18 protein-coding genes are annotated in these 15,199 nt (G+C 65.4%); 9 read left to right on the top strand and 9 right to left on the bottom strand.

Annotated elements, in window-relative coordinates; translation table 11 throughout:
* Window positions 1-113: 113 nt before the first annotated feature.
* The 7 genes from QGN30_RS15480 to QGN30_RS15450 all read right to left on the bottom strand — a co-directional run bounded on the left by QGN30_RS15480 (window position 114) and on the right by QGN30_RS15450 (window position 5,467).
* Window positions 114-803, bottom strand: a complete 690-nt coding sequence (locus QGN30_RS15480) for a type 1 glutamine amidotransferase domain-containing protein (RefSeq protein WP_248923632.1) — start codon at window positions 801-803, stop codon at window positions 114-116.
* On the bottom strand, window positions 800-1,756 hold the full coding sequence (locus tag QGN30_RS15475; protein ID WP_020188922.1) for an SAM-dependent methyltransferase: 957 nt from the start codon (window positions 1,754-1,756) through the stop codon (window positions 800-802). The genes QGN30_RS15480 and QGN30_RS15475 overlap by 4 nt, the downstream gene beginning before the upstream one ends.
* Window positions 1,757-1,901: 145 nt before the next feature.
* Entirely contained in the window at window positions 1,902-2,330 is a 429-nt protein-coding gene (locus QGN30_RS15470; RefSeq protein ID WP_009954558.1) for a cellulose-binding domain-containing protein, read from the bottom strand.
* A 130-nt stretch (window positions 2,331-2,460) separates the two neighbouring features.
* Window positions 2,461-2,838 carry a hypothetical protein gene (locus tag QGN30_RS15465; protein ID WP_248923633.1) on the bottom strand — a complete coding sequence of 126 codons (378 nt, stop codon included), beginning with the start codon at window positions 2,836-2,838 and terminating at the stop codon, window positions 2,461-2,463.
* Window positions 2,835-3,626 carry an SDR family oxidoreductase gene (locus QGN30_RS15460; protein WP_248923634.1) on the bottom strand — a complete coding sequence of 264 codons (792 nt, stop codon included), beginning with the start codon at window positions 3,624-3,626 and terminating at the stop codon, window positions 2,835-2,837. Before QGN30_RS15460 ends, QGN30_RS15465 begins: the two co-directional genes overlap by 4 nt.
* 3 nt (window positions 3,627-3,629) lie before the next feature.
* On the bottom strand, window positions 3,630-4,538 hold the full coding sequence (locus tag QGN30_RS15455) for an RNA polymerase sigma-70 factor (protein ID WP_248923635.1): 909 nt from the start codon (window positions 4,536-4,538) through the stop codon (window positions 3,630-3,632).
* A gap of 119 nt (window positions 4,539-4,657) precedes the next feature.
* The gene (locus QGN30_RS15450; protein WP_008256558.1) at window positions 4,658-5,467 is read right to left on the bottom strand and encodes a PPOX class F420-dependent oxidoreductase; all 810 of its coding nucleotides are present in this window, start codon (window positions 5,465-5,467) and stop codon (window positions 4,658-4,660) included.
* Between the two features lie 174 nt (window positions 5,468-5,641).
* Between QGN30_RS15450 and QGN30_RS15445 the strand changes: the two genes are divergently transcribed.
* Together QGN30_RS15445 and QGN30_RS15440 are read left to right on the top strand one after the other, a co-directional pair.
* Complete coding sequence (locus QGN30_RS15445; RefSeq protein WP_248923636.1) at window positions 5,642-6,349, top strand: DUF899 domain-containing protein; 708 nt, start codon at window positions 5,642-5,644, stop codon at window positions 6,347-6,349.
* Complete coding sequence (locus QGN30_RS15440) at window positions 6,346-6,822, top strand: ATPase (RefSeq protein ID WP_248923637.1); 477 nt, start codon at window positions 6,346-6,348, stop codon at window positions 6,820-6,822. Before QGN30_RS15445 ends, QGN30_RS15440 begins: the two co-directional genes overlap by 4 nt.
* Before the next feature lie 36 nt (window positions 6,823-6,858).
* On the opposite strand, the gene QGN30_RS15435 is transcribed toward QGN30_RS15440, so the two are convergent.
* A complete protein-coding gene (locus QGN30_RS15435) occupies window positions 6,859-7,497 on the bottom strand; it encodes a maleylpyruvate isomerase family mycothiol-dependent enzyme (RefSeq protein ID WP_248923638.1) in 639 nt (212 codons plus the stop codon).
* A 514-nt stretch (window positions 7,498-8,011) separates the two neighbouring features.
* On the opposite strand from QGN30_RS15435, the gene QGN30_RS15430 reads away from it, so the two are divergent.
* From QGN30_RS15430 to QGN30_RS15400, 7 genes are all read left to right on the top strand, one after another.
* Window positions 8,012-8,734, top strand: a complete 723-nt coding sequence (locus QGN30_RS15430; protein ID WP_416366871.1) for a TetR/AcrR family transcriptional regulator C-terminal domain-containing protein — start codon at window positions 8,012-8,014, stop codon at window positions 8,732-8,734.
* 187 nt (window positions 8,735-8,921) lie between these two features.
* Window positions 8,922-9,671 carry a cutinase family protein gene (locus QGN30_RS15425; protein WP_283106547.1) on the top strand — a complete coding sequence of 250 codons (750 nt, stop codon included), beginning with the start codon at window positions 8,922-8,924 and terminating at the stop codon, window positions 9,669-9,671.
* A gap of 83 nt (window positions 9,672-9,754) precedes the next feature.
* Complete coding sequence (locus QGN30_RS15420) at window positions 9,755-10,639, top strand: MEDS domain-containing protein (protein ID WP_248923640.1); 885 nt, start codon at window positions 9,755-9,757, stop codon at window positions 10,637-10,639.
* Between the two features lie 226 nt (window positions 10,640-10,865).
* Window positions 10,866-11,609, top strand: coding sequence for a GAF and ANTAR domain-containing protein (locus QGN30_RS15415; RefSeq protein WP_014380110.1), 744 nt, complete (start codon window positions 10,866-10,868; stop codon window positions 11,607-11,609).
* A gap of 122 nt (window positions 11,610-11,731) precedes the next feature.
* Window positions 11,732-12,877 carry a PP2C family protein-serine/threonine phosphatase gene (locus QGN30_RS15410; RefSeq protein ID WP_248923678.1) on the top strand — a complete coding sequence of 382 codons (1,146 nt, stop codon included), beginning with the start codon at window positions 11,732-11,734 and terminating at the stop codon, window positions 12,875-12,877.
* 69 nt (window positions 12,878-12,946) lie between these two features.
* Window positions 12,947-13,273 carry a hypothetical protein gene (locus QGN30_RS15405; RefSeq protein ID WP_009954571.1) on the top strand — a complete coding sequence of 109 codons (327 nt, stop codon included), beginning with the start codon at window positions 12,947-12,949 and terminating at the stop codon, window positions 13,271-13,273.
* Between the two features lie 170 nt (window positions 13,274-13,443).
* The gene (locus QGN30_RS15400) at window positions 13,444-14,154 is read left to right on the top strand and encodes a cutinase family protein (RefSeq protein ID WP_014380113.1); all 711 of its coding nucleotides are present in this window, start codon (window positions 13,444-13,446) and stop codon (window positions 14,152-14,154) included.
* A gap of 55 nt (window positions 14,155-14,209) precedes the next feature.
* Here QGN30_RS15400 and QGN30_RS15395 read toward each other — a convergent pair whose 3' ends face one another.
* A complete protein-coding gene (locus QGN30_RS15395) occupies window positions 14,210-15,184 on the bottom strand; it encodes a PPE family protein (RefSeq protein WP_014380114.1) in 975 nt (324 codons plus the stop codon).
* Between the last annotated feature and the right edge of the window lie 15 nt (window positions 15,185-15,199).

Here is a 15,199-nt window from a genome sequence, read left to right as displayed (position 1 = left end):
TCCTCTCGCGTCTTCCTGGGGCAGGCGGTCGCGGTCGTCGTGGCTCCGAACGAACTTACCCGCGGTCATCGACGGCGAGCCAGGGCACCTAACGGAGGATCACCGCAGCTTTGTCAGCTGCCCAGCACCGAGACGATCTTCTTGGCGGTAGCCTTGGCCGATCCCGGATTCTGGCCCGTGACCAGCCGCCCGTCGACAACGACGTGCGAGGCGAAGGGAATCAGACCCTTAACGTAGCGGGCGCCGCGCTTCTTGATTTCCGCTTCGGCGTTATAGGGCACCAGCTTGTTGACCCGGGCCAGGACCTCCTCCGACCAGGCGAACCCTGTGAGCTTGCGCCCGGCAACCAGAAGCGATCCCTCCGACAGCTTGGTGTTGAGCAGGCCGCAGTAGCCGTGGCAGACCGAGGACACGACTCCCCCGCGCTCGAAGATCTCGCGCGTGATGCGTTGCAGGCCTTCGCTATCCGGGAAGTCATACATGACCGCGTGGCCGCCGGTGAAGTAAATCGCGTCATAGGCCGTCGAGTCGATCTCATCGGGTGCGGCGGTGCGGGCCAGCAGCGCCATCTTCGTATCGTCGGCCTTCCAGGCCTTGGCGCTCTTGCCGAAACTGGGGAACTTCAACGAGCGCGGCTCCAACGGTGAAGTGCCGCCTTTCGGGCTGACGATCGTCTGTTCGTAACCCGCTTCGGCGAAGACGTCATAGGCGTGCGTCAACTCGGAGAGCCACAGCCCGGTCGGCTCGGCGGGGTCGTCGTAATGGGCGACGTTGGAGACGACATTGAGGATGCGCTTGGTCATCCTCCCAGGATTCCACTTTTAGCCCGCCCTGTGCCCAGCGTCGACGTGTAGTAGGTGACACCGTTCATCGTTTGTCGATTGTCGTCGGTCTGTGGGATCGGCCCCAACTCGTGGTCCGCGAGCAGTCGACCCATTGGAGTTGCGACCGATGTCCAGCCGCGCGCGTCGAGGTACGCGCCGACGTCGTGGCGCTCGCCCTCGAACTCGACCACGGTGAAGTCGGGTTCAAAGCCGTGCCGGCGCCACTTGGCCGTCGCCGCCTGCATGCGTTCGCGGGCCGCGTCGGGGTCCATGTCGGCCGTATTCGGGACGGCCTCGGTGCCGAGTCGACTGCCTGGCGCGCTGAGCGCGGTGATGGTGTCGAGCAGCTGGTCCTGGGCCCCGGGTGCCAGGTAGCCAAACAGCCCCTCGGCGATCCACGCCGAAGCTCTGTTGGGCTCGAAGCCCGCCGCGTTCAGCGCCGTCGGCCAATCCTGGCGCAGGTCGGTCGCGACCGGGCGCACGTCGGCTTTGGGTTCGGCGCCAAGACTGGCCAGCGTCGTTGTCTTGAACTCGATGACGGCCGGTTGATCGATCTCGAACACCGTCATCCCTCCGGGCCACCCCAACCGATACGCGCGGGTATCCAGGCCCGAGGCGAGGATGACGGCCTGGCGGATGCCCGCCGCGGCGGCATCCGCAAAGAATTCGTCGAAGTACCGTGTGCGCGCCGCGATCGACGCGGGCATCTGTGCCAGGCCCCACGGGCTGCCCTCCACGTCGACATCCGACGCGGACAGCTCACCGGTAGCCCAGCGGGTCAGAAAGGTCACGCCGACCGCGCGGACCAACGGCTCGGCGAAGGGATCGTTGATGTCACCATTGGCGGTCGCTATGGCCCGCGCCGCGGCCACCATCGTCGCCGTGGTTCCTACGCTGGTGGCGGGATCCCACGATCCCTTCGTTGGTGGCATTCTCTACCTCCGAAGTTTTTGGCTACGTAGTGCGTTGCGCTGCGCTCGGAGGCAACGAACTCGCCGCTGCACGGCAAGAAGCGCATCGGCGCCCGGCTTGGGCCGGTGGGCCCCGGAGCGGCACAGGCTCGGTGCACCGTCGGCGCTAAGTGCAAGGATATTGCCCGTTGAGCACGCAATTCACCGGTGGTGAGTAGGTACCGCTCAGCACGCCCCTGAAACCACCTGTGGCCGAACTACCGGGCGCAATGACGCGATTCCAATTCGCGGGAGTGAGCACATAGTGCGTGCCAGTCTGCGTGACGGTGCTGTTCCACGCGTGCAAGACGGATTCGCCCGCCGGCAAGTCGAATTCGAGTTTCCAATCGTTCAGCGGCGCCATGCTCGAGTTGGTGACGGTGAAGTGGGCGATGAAACCGCTCTGCCACGAATGGGACACCGATAACGTCGCCGTGGCAGCGGCCGCGTGAGCTGCCGGCGTGATGGCGAGTCCGAGCATGACAACCATCAAGGCCGCCACGGCCGCGTGAAGCGCTGTGCGCCAGCGCTTCACGCAATTGTCCACTCCCGCCATACCAGCAACAGTAAAGCCGCAGAGGCGACATCGGGCCTCGCATCGCGGGTAAGCCGCAGTACCTTTGCCCAACCGAAACCTTCATGAAATCTAGCCTTGATCCGTCCCCGGACTCCCCTTAGTCGCGCCCTCAGGTGAGGATCAGCAACCCGATCGGCAGCGTGGCGATCGCGAGGGTTGTGGTCTGCGCAACCGCGGCCGCCGTCGTGAAGTTCTCGAGGTGTGTGACGTGGAAGACCAAGTGCGGGACTGCGAACAGCAGGTAGGCGCCCAGTGCGACCCGGACCAAGCGTCGTTCCATCGTCATCGCGGCGGCGACGACGACGAGTGCCAGCGCGAGGTTCATCGCGCCGTAATCGCGCATGAGGTGTTCGGAGTACGGCGGGATGCGATCGACCCACGGGACATAGTCGTAAAAGGCCCGAGGAGCCAGCGTCGCGACGAGCCCGACCGCGACTTCCACGAATGCCAAAAACCACAGTCCGCCGCGCAGCACGGGGCTGGTCATCGTCGCCTCAAGTAAGCGCGGATGGCGTCGCGGTACGGCAGCCGGCCGGCGGCTTGCTGTTCTTCGAGGTATTGCTCGAACGTGATCGTGCCGGCGGTGTGCTCGGGGGTCAGCAGCCCGCCGCCACGAATCCCACCAAATACCTTGCCGGGCAATCGGATCGGGACCATGGGACGACGCCTACCGGCAATCGCCAGGTAGCTGCGGGCGAGATCGTCGAGCGTACGCGCCTGTGGACCCCCGAAATCCGGTGCGCGCCCGATCGGCTCGCCGAGGGCCAAACCCGCCAACCGTTCGCCCACGTCGCGCACGTCGACCGGTTGGAATTTCAGGCCTGACGGCAGCGCCATGACCGGCGGTTTCGCGAGCACGCGCAATACGAAAGCGATCAGGTCGTGAAACTGGGTCGCCCGCAGCACCGTCCATGGCAGGCGCGACTCGGCGATCGTGCGTTCGTTGGCGAGCATTCTGCGGTAGAAGGCGAAGGGAACGCGATCGATTCCGACGATGGAGACGTACAGCAGATGCGGTGAACCCGCCCGTTTGGCAGCCGCGACCAGGTTCTCGGTGGGATAGACGCAGTGCACGATCGTGTCGACGCCGTCCAGCGCAGCATCGAGCCCAGCACCGGTCTGCACGTCCCCCACGACATGTTCGACGTCCGCGCGTTGGTTCGGGCGCCGTCCGCGGCTCAGGACCCGGACGTCCTTGCCCGCGGCCGTCAGCTGGTCGACGACGACGCGGCCTACAGTTCCGGTGCCGCCGGTTACGAGTACACAGTTCGTCACGTCTTATGAACCGGATGGCGCCACCGGATGTGACAACTGCTTGGCAAGAAAGCGCAATTTGTCCGGATTGGCCAAGACCCGCAGCGCCGCTATCTGGTCCCCGGCGATGTCGAAGCACAGGACGCCGGCCAGCGTGTCGCCGTCGAACGCCAGCATCGCGGGCTCGCCGTTGATCTCGGCGACGTCGAGACGCGGACCCGCCTGCGCCAGGTTCCTGCCGAACACGCGCGCCACATAGCGGGCCGTCCGATCGCGGCCCGAGACGACGCGCCGGGCGGCCGCCACCTTGCCGCCGCCATCGGCCGTCGACGTCACGGTGTCGGTCAAGATTTCGACGAGTCCGTCCACGTCGCCGGCTCGGGCGGCGGTAAAGAACCGTTCGACGAGGCGCCGCCACTGCGCCCGGTCCGGTTGGAAGCGCCGCCGGGGCTCACTCAGCCGCTGGCGCGCCCGCCGGTACAGCTGGCGGGCGTTGGCTTCCGAGGTTTCCAGGATCTCGGCGATCTCGAAATGGCTGTAGGCGAACGCTTCTCGGAGCACGAACGCCGCACGCTCGGTGGGCCCGAGTCGCTCCATCAGGCTCAGCAGCGCGATCGATACCGACTCGCGCTGTTCGGCGGTCTCGAGCGGCCCGAGCGTCCGGTCGTCGGTGAGAACAGGTTCGGGAAGCCACGGGCCGGGGTAGACCTCCCGGCGGGCGCGGGCCGACGTGAGCCGGGTGAGGCACAGGTTCGTGACAGCCGTGGTGAGCCAGGCCGGCAGCGATTCGATGGCCTCCGCATCAGCGCGGTGCAGGCGCAGGTACGCGTCCTGCACGGCGTCTTCCGCCTCGCTCGCCGACCCCAACAGCCGGTATGCCAACCCGAACAGACGCGGCCGCTGAGACTCGAAATCCCGCACGACATCGCTCACCCGTGCAAGCCTGCCACCGGTGCGCGCGGATCAGAATCGCTGAGAAACCTCGCCCGATATCTCGACCGCGGTGGCACGTTGACGAGTGGCGTTGCTGAACCTGGAAGCGCGACGTTGGGCTACTCGAATCGAGACGACGGGGTCAGCTCCGCGTGGACCGTGCGACCGAACTTGGACCGCATCAAGCGATGCGCCGACGGGACCAGGACGCCGTGCAGGAAGGGATACTTCTGCCGCAGCAGGCGCCCCACCTGCCGATACTCATCTCCGTCGAGCAAGCGCACGACGCCAGGTTGCACGGGTCCCGTCGGCTTGCCCGACCCCGTGGACGGCCCGAATTCGACGGTTGGGTTACGCCGGATCCGGCGGATCTTGACCGCTTGCTCGAAACTCCGGAAGTAGGCGCGATCGCCGTCCACGACGATGCTGACGGGGCTCGAGCCGGGGGTGCCGTCCTTGCGAAAGGTGATCAGCCGGATCGTCTTCTGGCGCACCAATGGCGCCAACGTCTGGCTGGTGGCCATGGGAACGCTGCCCAGTACGTAGCCCAGTTGATGTAGCCGCAGCACGAACGCCGCGACCAGGGCCACCGATACCGCACCGAGCGCCCACGCTTGGGCGGGCGAACCTCCCAGGTCAAGGTCCATCACGTGGTTCACGGTATGCACGGTGTTGGCCACAATGAACCCCGCGAGGGCGACAGCCAGAGCGTCCGCCCAGATCAGGGCGAGCAGCAGCGTGATTCCCAGGCCTATCTGGAACGCGCCGACGTCGTGCAGAAAGTGCTGGTGCTCGCCAAACCCGACGGCACGGGCGAATGAGGGCGGATCGAGCACACACCAGATCCCGATGCCGGTGGTGACCGTCCCGACAAAGGCCGTCACCGCGATCAGGTATGCCCGCGCAATGCCACTCAAGCGCTTCATCATGCCGCCTCTCCCACAATTGGCTTGTCTGTTCCTCATCCGCTAGACGGGACGGGGCAGCAACATGTGACATCGCTAGCGGCGGCGTCGACGGGCCGCCCATCCCTACCGATGAATCTCGGGCACTCCGGCAGTCAGTCCTTCCAGACGAACAAATCGAGAGCGAAGGTAGATGCCATGCCCCCCGAAACCGCGGCCTTGCCGCCTGTGGTCGATCACCGAACCTGGCGCGCCGAACTCGACAAACTGCGCAAACGTGAGAAGGCCGCCACCCGCGAGCTGGATGCGATCGCCGCGCAGCGCCGCCGACTGCCGATGGTCGAGTTGCCCGACTACATTCTGATCGGTGCCGACGGGCCCATCCGCCTGGTCGACGTGTTCGACGGTCGCGCCCAGCTCATCGTCTACCACCACATGTGGTCGGACGGCGCGGAGTGGCAGTGCAGCGGGTGCACGGGCTTTACGTCGCAGTTCACCCGGCTGGAGTTCCTCGACCGCTATGACGCCCGGTTCGTCGTTGTCACCAACGGACCGATCGAGGAAGCACTCGCCTACAAGCGCAGGGTCGGCAATCGCATGGATTGGTATTCGTCGTCGCAGAGCCCCTTCGCCGCCGACGTGGATGCGCCACCCGGCGGCGGTTTCGGCGTCAACGTGTTCCTACGCGACGGCGGCACCGTGTACCGCACGTGGCATACGAGCGGGCGGGGCACCGAGCAACTCAGTCACACCTTCGCGTTGATCGACGTCCTGCCATGGGGCCGCCAGGAGGAATGGCTCGATTCGCCCGAAGGCTGGCCCTCGCGACCCACATACTCCGGATGGCTCGACTCCCCCGCTATCGCAGCCGCCTACGGCCCAGGGACAAACGAGGACAACGCATGAGCGCCAGCGCCGAACGATACGTCGTCACCCGCACCATCGCCGCGACCCCGGCCGAGATTTTCGCTGTCCTCGTCGACCCAGCGCGCCACCAGGACACCGAGCCCACCGACTGGGTCCGCGACCCGGTCGACACTGCGCCGATCACCGGCGCGGGACAGATGTTCGCGATGAACATGTACCTCACGCGGGCGGGAGGCGACTACGTCACGCACAATCTGGTCAACGTGTTCGACGAGAACCGTGTCATCGGGTGGATGCCGGGCGTGCTCGACGACGCGGGCGGGCATGTGCCCGGCGGGTGGTTCTGGCGTTACGACCTCGCCCCCAACGGCCACCGCACGGACGTCACCCTCACTTACGACTGGAGCGGCACGCCGCAGCACTTCCGAGAACGCGTTGGTGAAATGCCCATTTTCTCTGAGGATTACCTGGTCGCATCGCTGGCCGCTCTGGAGCGATGGGTCGCGGACTGATCACATCTCCCCTACCCGGCACCAATGCACCCATCGTCAAGCGGACAGCAGCCGTTGGCGCAGTACAGGCAGTCCGGGCCCACCGAGTTTGTCCAGCAGCGCGGTGCGGCCGCTGACGGCCATCATCAAAGCGGACGCGCGGCCCCGGATTTCGGCTCCCTTACGCCAGGATCGATCAATGTCGGTGCCGTGCAACGAGATGCCCCGCAGTCGGCCTAGCCGCACGAAGCCAACGGGCCATGGCCCAGTCAGGAAATCCAGCGCAAGCCCGACGCTTTCGGGATCGGGATCAAACGGGAGCCCGAGCGGAATGCTGATGTCGCCGCCGTGGATCAAGATATCGGTGAACGGGGCCACCGGCCCGATCACCGGCGGGCTCAAAGGGTGATCGGCGCACTGACGCAGGGTGGCAACGATTTCGGCGGCCGGCCGCTGCGCACGACGGCGCGCGAGCTCGTCAATCGCGCGGTTCAGGCTGCCGCGGCGCAGAGCCATCGTCATGGCCGGCGGGAGTCCATCAGCGACCGAGCAGCCGAGATGGGCGGCCACCGTCTTGACGTCCCAGCCGGCACACAGGCTTGGCGTTGCCAGCTGGGTGTCGTCCAACCCTTCGACCAGTGTCGCGATCCGGCGCCGCTCGTTCGCGACAGCGGCGAAGACACGCTCGCGGTCCACTCGCACGAGAAAAACTCTATCGCTGGGATGCGACCGCCGTAGCGGCTAAGAAGGATTTAGCGCGCCTGGCGTGCATCGCCGTTGATGGCTAGTGGCACGAATCCGTCTGTGGCACCAAAGGTCTGGAGGGAACCAGGGGCCGTTACCGCAGCCGGAACCGCGGGGCAATCGTCAGGTCTCGTATAGACGGGAGCGGCGCCGACCGGGCGTTGAGAGGCGTCGACGTGATGTTGCTGCCGCGGTCGCGGACTTCGACGCTTATCGGGGCCGAGTGCGCCAGTCAGGAATCGCTGTCGGGTCGGCTTCCTTATCTACTGAGATGCCCGCAATCGCCCCTATTGCGATCCGTAGCAGCTGTAGAGTCGGCGATACAAAGAATTACCGAGGTGATCATCTCGCCGCATCTGGTCGACAAACACCACTTGTATAGGCCGAATCTTCGATGACACGTCACCGATCCAACGTAGGAGGCGATTCGGTGAACGGTGATGGCCGCGACCGCACACAGCGTGACATAGCCGATGCTGACCAGCAGGTGGTGACATCGGCTGATGGAGACGATGCTCCCCGGGGCGCGCGGTTGACCCGCGAAGTGGTTTTGGATACCGCCATCGCGCTCGTTGACCGCGACGGTCTGCCGCAGCTGACCATGCGTCGGCTGGGGGCAGCCTGCGGCGTGGAGGCGATGGCGCTGTACCGCCACGTTCACAGTCGTGGTGACCTGCTCACCGGCATCATTGACCGCATCGTTGATCGCCTCCACGCCGAACAACTTGCCGCGCGTCGTCAAGAGGACGGCTGGCAGGACTACTTGGTACGCCTGGCGCATGGGGTACGCCAAATCGCCCTTGAACACCCGCAGATATTCCCGCTGTTGGCCACGCACGCGCCCGAAGCGCCATGGGTCCGCCCGCCGCTGCGCAGCCTGCGCTGGATGGAAACCTTCCTCGAGACGCTCTTCTCCTACGGCTTCGACGACGATGCGGCAGTGGCCGCCTACCGCGCCTACACCACGTTCCTGCTGGGCCAGTTGCTTCTGGAAGTGCACGCCCACGGCGCCAAACTACATCCGGACGAGGCCATTCTCGACGGCGAACCACCGCGTCGGCATCTCACGGGCTACCCGTGCCTGCAGCGGTTACAACCGATGTTGTCCGAGGATCACAGCACCGCAGAGTTCGAAGAGGGACTCGAGTCGTTGCTCGATCGCATCGAACTTCTGATGGCTCGTCGCTAATAGGGCTGTCGCCGCCGACAACCCAACAATCGCGCCCACCTGTTTACAACGTAAGCCCTGCTGTTTACGCTGTAAACGACGCGGCGTGCTCGTCAGCCACCAGCAATGCGACTCTGGTCCGTTGCGGCCGAACGGTGCACTGCGGTTCCGCTCAGGCCCGAAACGACGAGGAATACGAAACGTGCGCGTGCATTTGGTCGTTGGATTTGTAGGTATTGCGCTGGCATCGGTGCTCCCGTCCGCCGCGGTTCCCCTCGCCGTCGCCCGGGGATGTCCCGATGTCGAGGTGTTGTTCGCACGCGGCACCGGTGAGCCACCGGGCGTGGGCCCGACGGGACAGGCGTTCGTTGACGCTGTGCGCTCGCGGGTGCGCGCCGGCTCGTTCGACGTGTACCCGGTCAACTACCCCGCCAGCGACCAGTGGGACACCGGCCTCGAGGGCATCAAAGACGCTGGCGCGCATGTGGTTTCCACGGCCAACGGATGCCCCAGGACCAAGATGGTGCTCGGCGGCTATTCGCAGGGCGCGGCCGTGATGGGCTTTGTCACCTCGGATGCGGTGCCCGAGGGCGTTGATCCCGCAACGGTACCGAAACCATTAGCACCTGAAGTGGCCGATCACGTCGCCGCGGTGGTGCTGTTCGGAATGCCCAATGTGCGGGCCATGAACTTCCTGGGTCAGCCGCCGGTGGTCATCGGACCGACGTATGCGGCCAAGACCATCAAGGTGTGCGTTCCCGAGGACCCGGTGTGTTCTGATGGCCTCAATTTCGCCGCGCACAACACCTATGCGGACAACAGCAGCATGATTGACCAGGGCGCAAATTTCGCCGCCGGGCGGCTTAATCAAGATGCCGGGAATCCCCCGATTCTCGGGCCGGCGCCTGATAACCCACCACCCGCGCCGGGTGACTGGTCTGGAAACCCCACCGGCTGATGGCGCGGAATCAGGATTGGCTCTGCACGCAGCCACCGCCGACGTGCTCGACGCTTGATTCCATGGAGCCCACAGCAGCAGAGGTGACCGCGGCTTTCGAGCATCTCGGCTGGAAGTTCCAGAACCGCACCGACTTCCACGCCCGCGCTGCGCGGTACATCGCCGAGGGACTCGCCCATAATTACTGGATCGAATTCGTCGGGCACGGCAGCCGCGAGCAATTGTGGGCGGAATTGACGGCGCTGCCCGGCATCGCCGACCGGCTTACGGCCGGCGGGGTCGGCGTGACACCGGCATCGAAGTTCTACGCCGTCTTGGACGGCACCGACATTGTGGACCCGCATACCGCTGTGGCCATCAGTGTGGCGGCCCTCGATCACGCAATCCAAAATGGTTACAACGGCTTTCGCGTGGTCGTCGACGCTACGACATTGGCCCGCCGCCCCGACCAACGCGCCGCCCTGTCGCAATTTGAGTTCCTCCTCTCCCGCACGATGACAGGGCTGCCCTTTTCCGCGCTGTGCGCCTACGACACCCATCAGCTGGCGGGTGCCGCGGACGAACTCATTTGCCTTCACCCCGATCTCGGTGAGCGTGCGCCCCGTTTCCGGCTGCACCCTGCACCGCAAGCAACGTTCGCGCTGACCGGCAATATCGACTTACACAGCGACGGGCTCTACACCACCGCATTGCAACGCATTTGGTCGCTGCTCGACGATGACCCGCTGATCGTCATCGACGCGCAAGGCCTAGAGTTCATCAGTCACCAGCAGCTTTACACCCTCGACCACTACGCGCGCACCAACGGCCGCACCGTGATCCTGCGAACCGGTCAACGAATCCCCACCAGGCTGGTCGGCGTGCTTCAACTGACGAACGTGGAGTTGCAGCCGGCACCGCCGCACAACGCAACACAAGCGACCGGGTCCTCCGCCGGGCAGGTCACCTACGCAGGATCGGCGGGATGAACGTAGGGGCACTGCGGTCACGTGGTTTTACAACGGAGTTCGGCAGCGCGCGGACTGCGACAGGCGCCCGTGCCGTACCGACATCGGGAGGGGGTCACGCTCACCAGTGGGCAGGATTTCGCCACAGCGACGTTGCGGGCCGGCGGGAGCCAAGGGCCGGCCAGGTCGAAACCTGGCGCGCCGGCGCACCTTTGGTGGCGTGAGGCTATGACGAGGCGGGTTGAGGATGCCAGACGGTAACGAATCCCCCGATGTGGCGGCATCGCGTTCGCGTGCCGAGCCCACCGCGGTATTCACCGGCTTAGCCGACATCGTCTACCAAGGCTCAACGCCCGCAGAGATCTATGCTGCGATCTGCATCGCAGCCACACTCATGGTTCCCGGCTGCGACCATGCCAGCGTCATGTTGCGCGACAACCACATCGCCACGACGGCGGCAGCCAGCGACAGCGTCGCCCGCAAGATCGACAAGCTCGAGCAAGCGCTCGGCGAAGGCCCTTGCCTGGATGCCATCTCGGAGGAAACCCCACAAATCGATCCCGATCTCCGCGCCGGCAGTCAGTGGCCCGCTCTGGCCGCCCGGGTCCTCACCGAAACACCGGTGCACGGAATCATGGGCTTTCGCCTGCTTGTCGGCCCTCACAAAATCGGCGCCCTAAACCTGTTCTCCGACAGCCCCAATGCGTTCGACATGGTGGCCGTCGAACGCGCAATCCTTTTGGCGGCTTTCGCCGGCGTCGCCGCCAACGCCGTGGCTCAAGGCGAAGATGCCGCGACATTGCAACGCGGCCTTGCCAGCAACCGCGAGATCGGCAAAGCCATCGGCATGCTGATGGCGCTCAACGACCTCACCGAAGCCGAGGCCTTCGATACGCTGCGCCGCGTCTCCCAAGAGGCCAACATCAAGCTCGTCGACGTCGCTGCCGCAATGGTGAAACGCCACACCCGCGGCGCCGCGGGCGAGATCTGAACGTGGTGGGCCTGCACGCAACGCACGACAGGTCCCGCGAACAACCCGAGTCGACCTGGGCCTTCACCGGTGATCGGGAATTGATTCCGTCGCGTGCTCCCGTCACGCCCGCCGCGCGGTCCTTGTCCGTGCTGCTGATCGAGGACGACCGCGCCGATGCGCTACTCGTCGAAGATCTGATCGATGATGCCGCCAGCGGCGTACGGCTGGTGTGGGCGCGGTCGATGGCACACGCGGAGCAGGTGTTGGCCTCGGCCCGGCCCGACTGCGTGCTGCTGGATCTGCATCTGCCGGACGCCAGCGGAATGGACGCTCTCGAGCGCATCACCAAACGTGATGCCACCGTACCGATTGTCGTGCTGACGGGGCTGAACGATGAAGATTTCGGAGGTACGGCGGTGGCGGCCGGTGCCCAGGACTTCTTGGTCAAGGGCCGCGTCCAACCCGACGTGGTGCGCCGTGCGCTGCTGTATGCGATCGAACGCAAGCGCGCCGAGCTGATGGCCGTCGACCTGGATGCCACCCAGCTGCGGGCCCGCGAGAACGCCATACTCGAACGGGGCCTATCGGCCTCCCCGCTGCTACTCGACAACCCGGGCGTCGACGTCGTCGCCCGGTACCGGCCCAGCCGCGAGCACGCGCTGCTATGCGGAGATTTCTACGACGTCATCCAAACACCTGACCGCACCGTGCATGTGCTGATCGGTGAGGTCGCTGAGGACGGTCCCCATGAGGCACCACTAGGTGCGGCATTGCGGATCGCGTTTCGTGCGCTCACCCTCGCCGGCGTGCACGACGTGGCGAGGATGCACCACCTCGAGCGAGTGCTGCGTTCAGAACGAAGCGGCTCGGGGATCTGCGCCACGGCGCTCACCCTGCAAATCTCCCCCGACAACCCGCGCCTCAAAACGATCCGTGCCGGGCATCCCGGGATGTTGTTACACGGCGGCGGCACCGTGGAATGGATCATGCCTCCGGCCGGCCCGGCGCTGGGACTGCGCGCCGACGACTGGCCACAACACGAGCTGGAACTGCCGGATGATCAGGGCCTGGTGTTGGTGACCGACGGACTCTTCCAAGGGTTTTCAAGCAACGGCAGCCAACCCCTGGACGAGGACGGTCTGCTCGCTCTGGCCCGTTCCCACGCACACTTGCCCGGCATACAATTCGTCGACGCGCTCATCGACAGTGCCCACCAGCTTGCCCAGCCACACGGTGGGTTTACCGATGACATCGCCGTGCTGCGCCTCGAGCGGTCTGCCAGATGACCACGATCGCCGCGCTTGCCCCGGCGGCGGTTGCCAGAAGCAACGGCGTCCGGCGGAAGGGAGAAAATTGTGTGGCCATTCAGAAAGAAGAAGCCGGCCGAAAAAGCTGCTCGCGACGCTAAGGTCTACTACTCCACTCCTTTTGGCGACACGAAGGACGGCAAACAAAAGCCGTTTTTGCTTGAACGCGACGGTGCGTGGTTCGTCCCGGTTTTTCGCAGCGTGGAGACGATGAACGAGTTCTATGAACGAATGAACCGCGCCGCGTACATGATAATTGAGGGAGACATTAAAGACGTGCTGGAGACCAACCGCTCAATTGAGGTGATGAAGAACGTGGGAATTGTGATTGAGCCGTTGAGCGAACATCCCGTTGAGATCGCGCCTGACGCTTGACGGACGCTGAGGAAGAGTCAGGGCCCGACACCGCGCCAGGCGTGCAGCGCGCTCGTCGTGATGCGGCGCGCCGGCCTGGTTGCCTCACCCTCAGTGGCAGGCAGAACCTCAGTCCGCTGCGGCTGAATAATTGCCGGTTTCGGGTCAATCGCGTCTGGGCATTCGCATGCATGAGCTCGCTACGATCCATTCGCTATCTCGCTACTGCGGTAGTAACAGCCTCGGCGGCGCTGTTGAGCGCGCCCGTCCCGGCGGCCTCCGCCGAACCGTGTCCCGACGTCGACGTGGTCTTCGCTCGCGGCACCGGCGAACCACCCGGGGTCGGCGGGGTCGGGCAGGCGTTCGTCGACGCGCTCAGCTCGCGAGTCGGCGGAAAGTCGGTGCGCGTCTCTCCGGTCAACTACGAGGCGAGCGGCGACTTCAACGGAGGCATCGCCTTCGCCCGAACCTTTGTGGACGGGATCAAGGACGCCGGCGGCCACATCGAATCCACGGCGTCGAACTGCCCCAGAACCAAAATGGTGCTCGGCGGGTATTCCCAAGGCGCTGCCGTGGCCGGCTTTGTGACCTCCCCTGCCATACCCAAGGAAGTGCCACAGGAGTTCGTGTCCTATGTGCCGCAGCCGCTGCCGCGGGCGGTCGCTGATCACGTGGCCGCGGTGGTCCTGTTCGGAACACCCTCCAATGAATTCCTGCGCGGCGCCGGCGCGCCACCCATTACGATCGGTCCGCTGTACGCAGGCAAGACCATTCAGTTGTGCGCCCCCGACGACACGGTTTGCAATGGCGCACCTCCTGGACCGCCCGGGATCGCGCATACCCTGTACGCGGCGAACGGCATGGTCGACCAGGGCGCGGATTTTGCTGCCCAACGTCTGTAGCGCCACACTGCGAATAGTCCTGAGACACAGCGGTATTGTGAGGCCGGATGCCCGCTCACCACAGGAGGTTGGACGGGTCGATCAGGACATAGTCGCTATCCGATGTCTGGAGCTCAATGCCGCGGGGCATCGCGGCTTTGGCCCAGGATTGGGGCACCGACAGTGCCCCGATCGAGGACGCGCGACCTAACCGCGCCGTTGCCGAGGTCGTAGCGCCGCCGACCTGACCCGGGAGTGGCAGCAACGCTGCGGCCCTTTTCAGTGACGCTGTCTTGTTAAGCGAACTCAGACGGCTTATCGCGAAGTCGGTGGGAGCGGACAGTGAACCCAGTTTTGACAGCGGTGATGTCGCCGCGGACAGGCATGCGTCGAATGTCGTTATCGGCGAACGAGACAGCGCCCGCAGCGCTCGGGGAATCACGGGCATCACGTGGCCGCCGGCCGATACCACTTGCGGAGCCGCGATCAGGCTCCACGCGGTTTCTGCGACCGCGGGGTCGTGCTGGCCCGATCCCACGGTCGGCGGCGAGTCGAATGGTGCCAGAGTTGACGCGGCCGCAGCGGCTGCGGCATAGGCGTACATGGCGTCGGCGTCCTGTGCCCAGATCCGTTCGTAGCCAGCGTCCGTGTCGGCGATTGCGGGGCCGTTTTGGGCCAGGCCGTTTGCCGTCACGAGCGCCAGCCGCAGCGCGCGGTTGGCGTCGATCACCGACGGCGGCACCACCGCCCCTAACGCGGACTCGAATGCGTCGGCGGACGCTCTCGCTTGGCGCGCGGCCTGCCGCGCGCGGGCGGCGACGGCATTGAGCCATGCGGTAAAGGACACCACCGCCGCCGCGATCGCGATCGACTTCGGGTGCTGCTCTACCTGGAATAGCATCGACGCCACCGAGCCATAGCTCTCCGCGATGTCGTATAACTGCGCCGCCGTTTCATCCCACGCCTCAGCCGCCAGGCTCATCGAGGCCGAGCCGGGACCTGAATACAGTCGGCCGGAGTTGATTTCCGGTGGTAGCTCACCGAGACTCACTGATTACTCACTTCA

This window comes from Mycobacterium sp. 3-98 (genome assembly GCF_035918355.1).
GTDB classification, from domain to species: domain Bacteria; phylum Actinomycetota; class Actinomycetes; order Mycobacteriales; family Mycobacteriaceae; genus Mycobacterium; species Mycobacterium intracellulare.
This window is presented reverse-complemented; position numbering and strand designations above follow the sequence as displayed.

Bases quoted from the DNA above. Each gene is read 5' to 3' on its own strand.
- QGN30_RS15470 (WP_009954558.1), bottom strand. From the start codon at position 2,330: ATGGCGGGAGTGGACAATTGCGTGAAGCGCTGGCGCACAGCGCTTCAC.
- QGN30_RS15475 (WP_020188922.1), bottom strand. From the start codon at position 1,756: ATGCCACCAACGAAGGGATCGTGGGATCCCGCCACCAGCGTAGGAACC.
- QGN30_RS15400 (WP_014380113.1), top strand. From the start codon at position 13,444: ATGAGCTCGCTACGATCCATTCGCTATCTCGCTACTGCGGTAGTAACA.
- QGN30_RS15445 (WP_248923636.1), top strand. From the start codon at position 5,642: ATGCCCCCCGAAACCGCGGCCTTGCCGCCTGTGGTCGATCACCGAACC.
- QGN30_RS15465 (WP_248923633.1), bottom strand. From the start codon at position 2,838: ATGACCAGCCCCGTGCTGCGCGGCGGACTGTGGTTTTTGGCATTCGTG.
- QGN30_RS15480 (WP_248923632.1), bottom strand. From the start codon at position 803: ATGACCAAGCGCATCCTCAATGTCGTCTCCAACGTCGCCCATTACGAC.
- QGN30_RS15440 (WP_248923637.1), top strand. From the start codon at position 6,346: ATGAGCGCCAGCGCCGAACGATACGTCGTCACCCGCACCATCGCCGCG.
- QGN30_RS15415 (WP_014380110.1), top strand. From the start codon at position 10,866: ATGCCAGACGGTAACGAATCCCCCGATGTGGCGGCATCGCGTTCGCGT.
- QGN30_RS15450 (WP_008256558.1), bottom strand. From the start codon at position 5,467: ATGATGAAGCGCTTGAGTGGCATTGCGCGGGCATACCTGATCGCGGTG.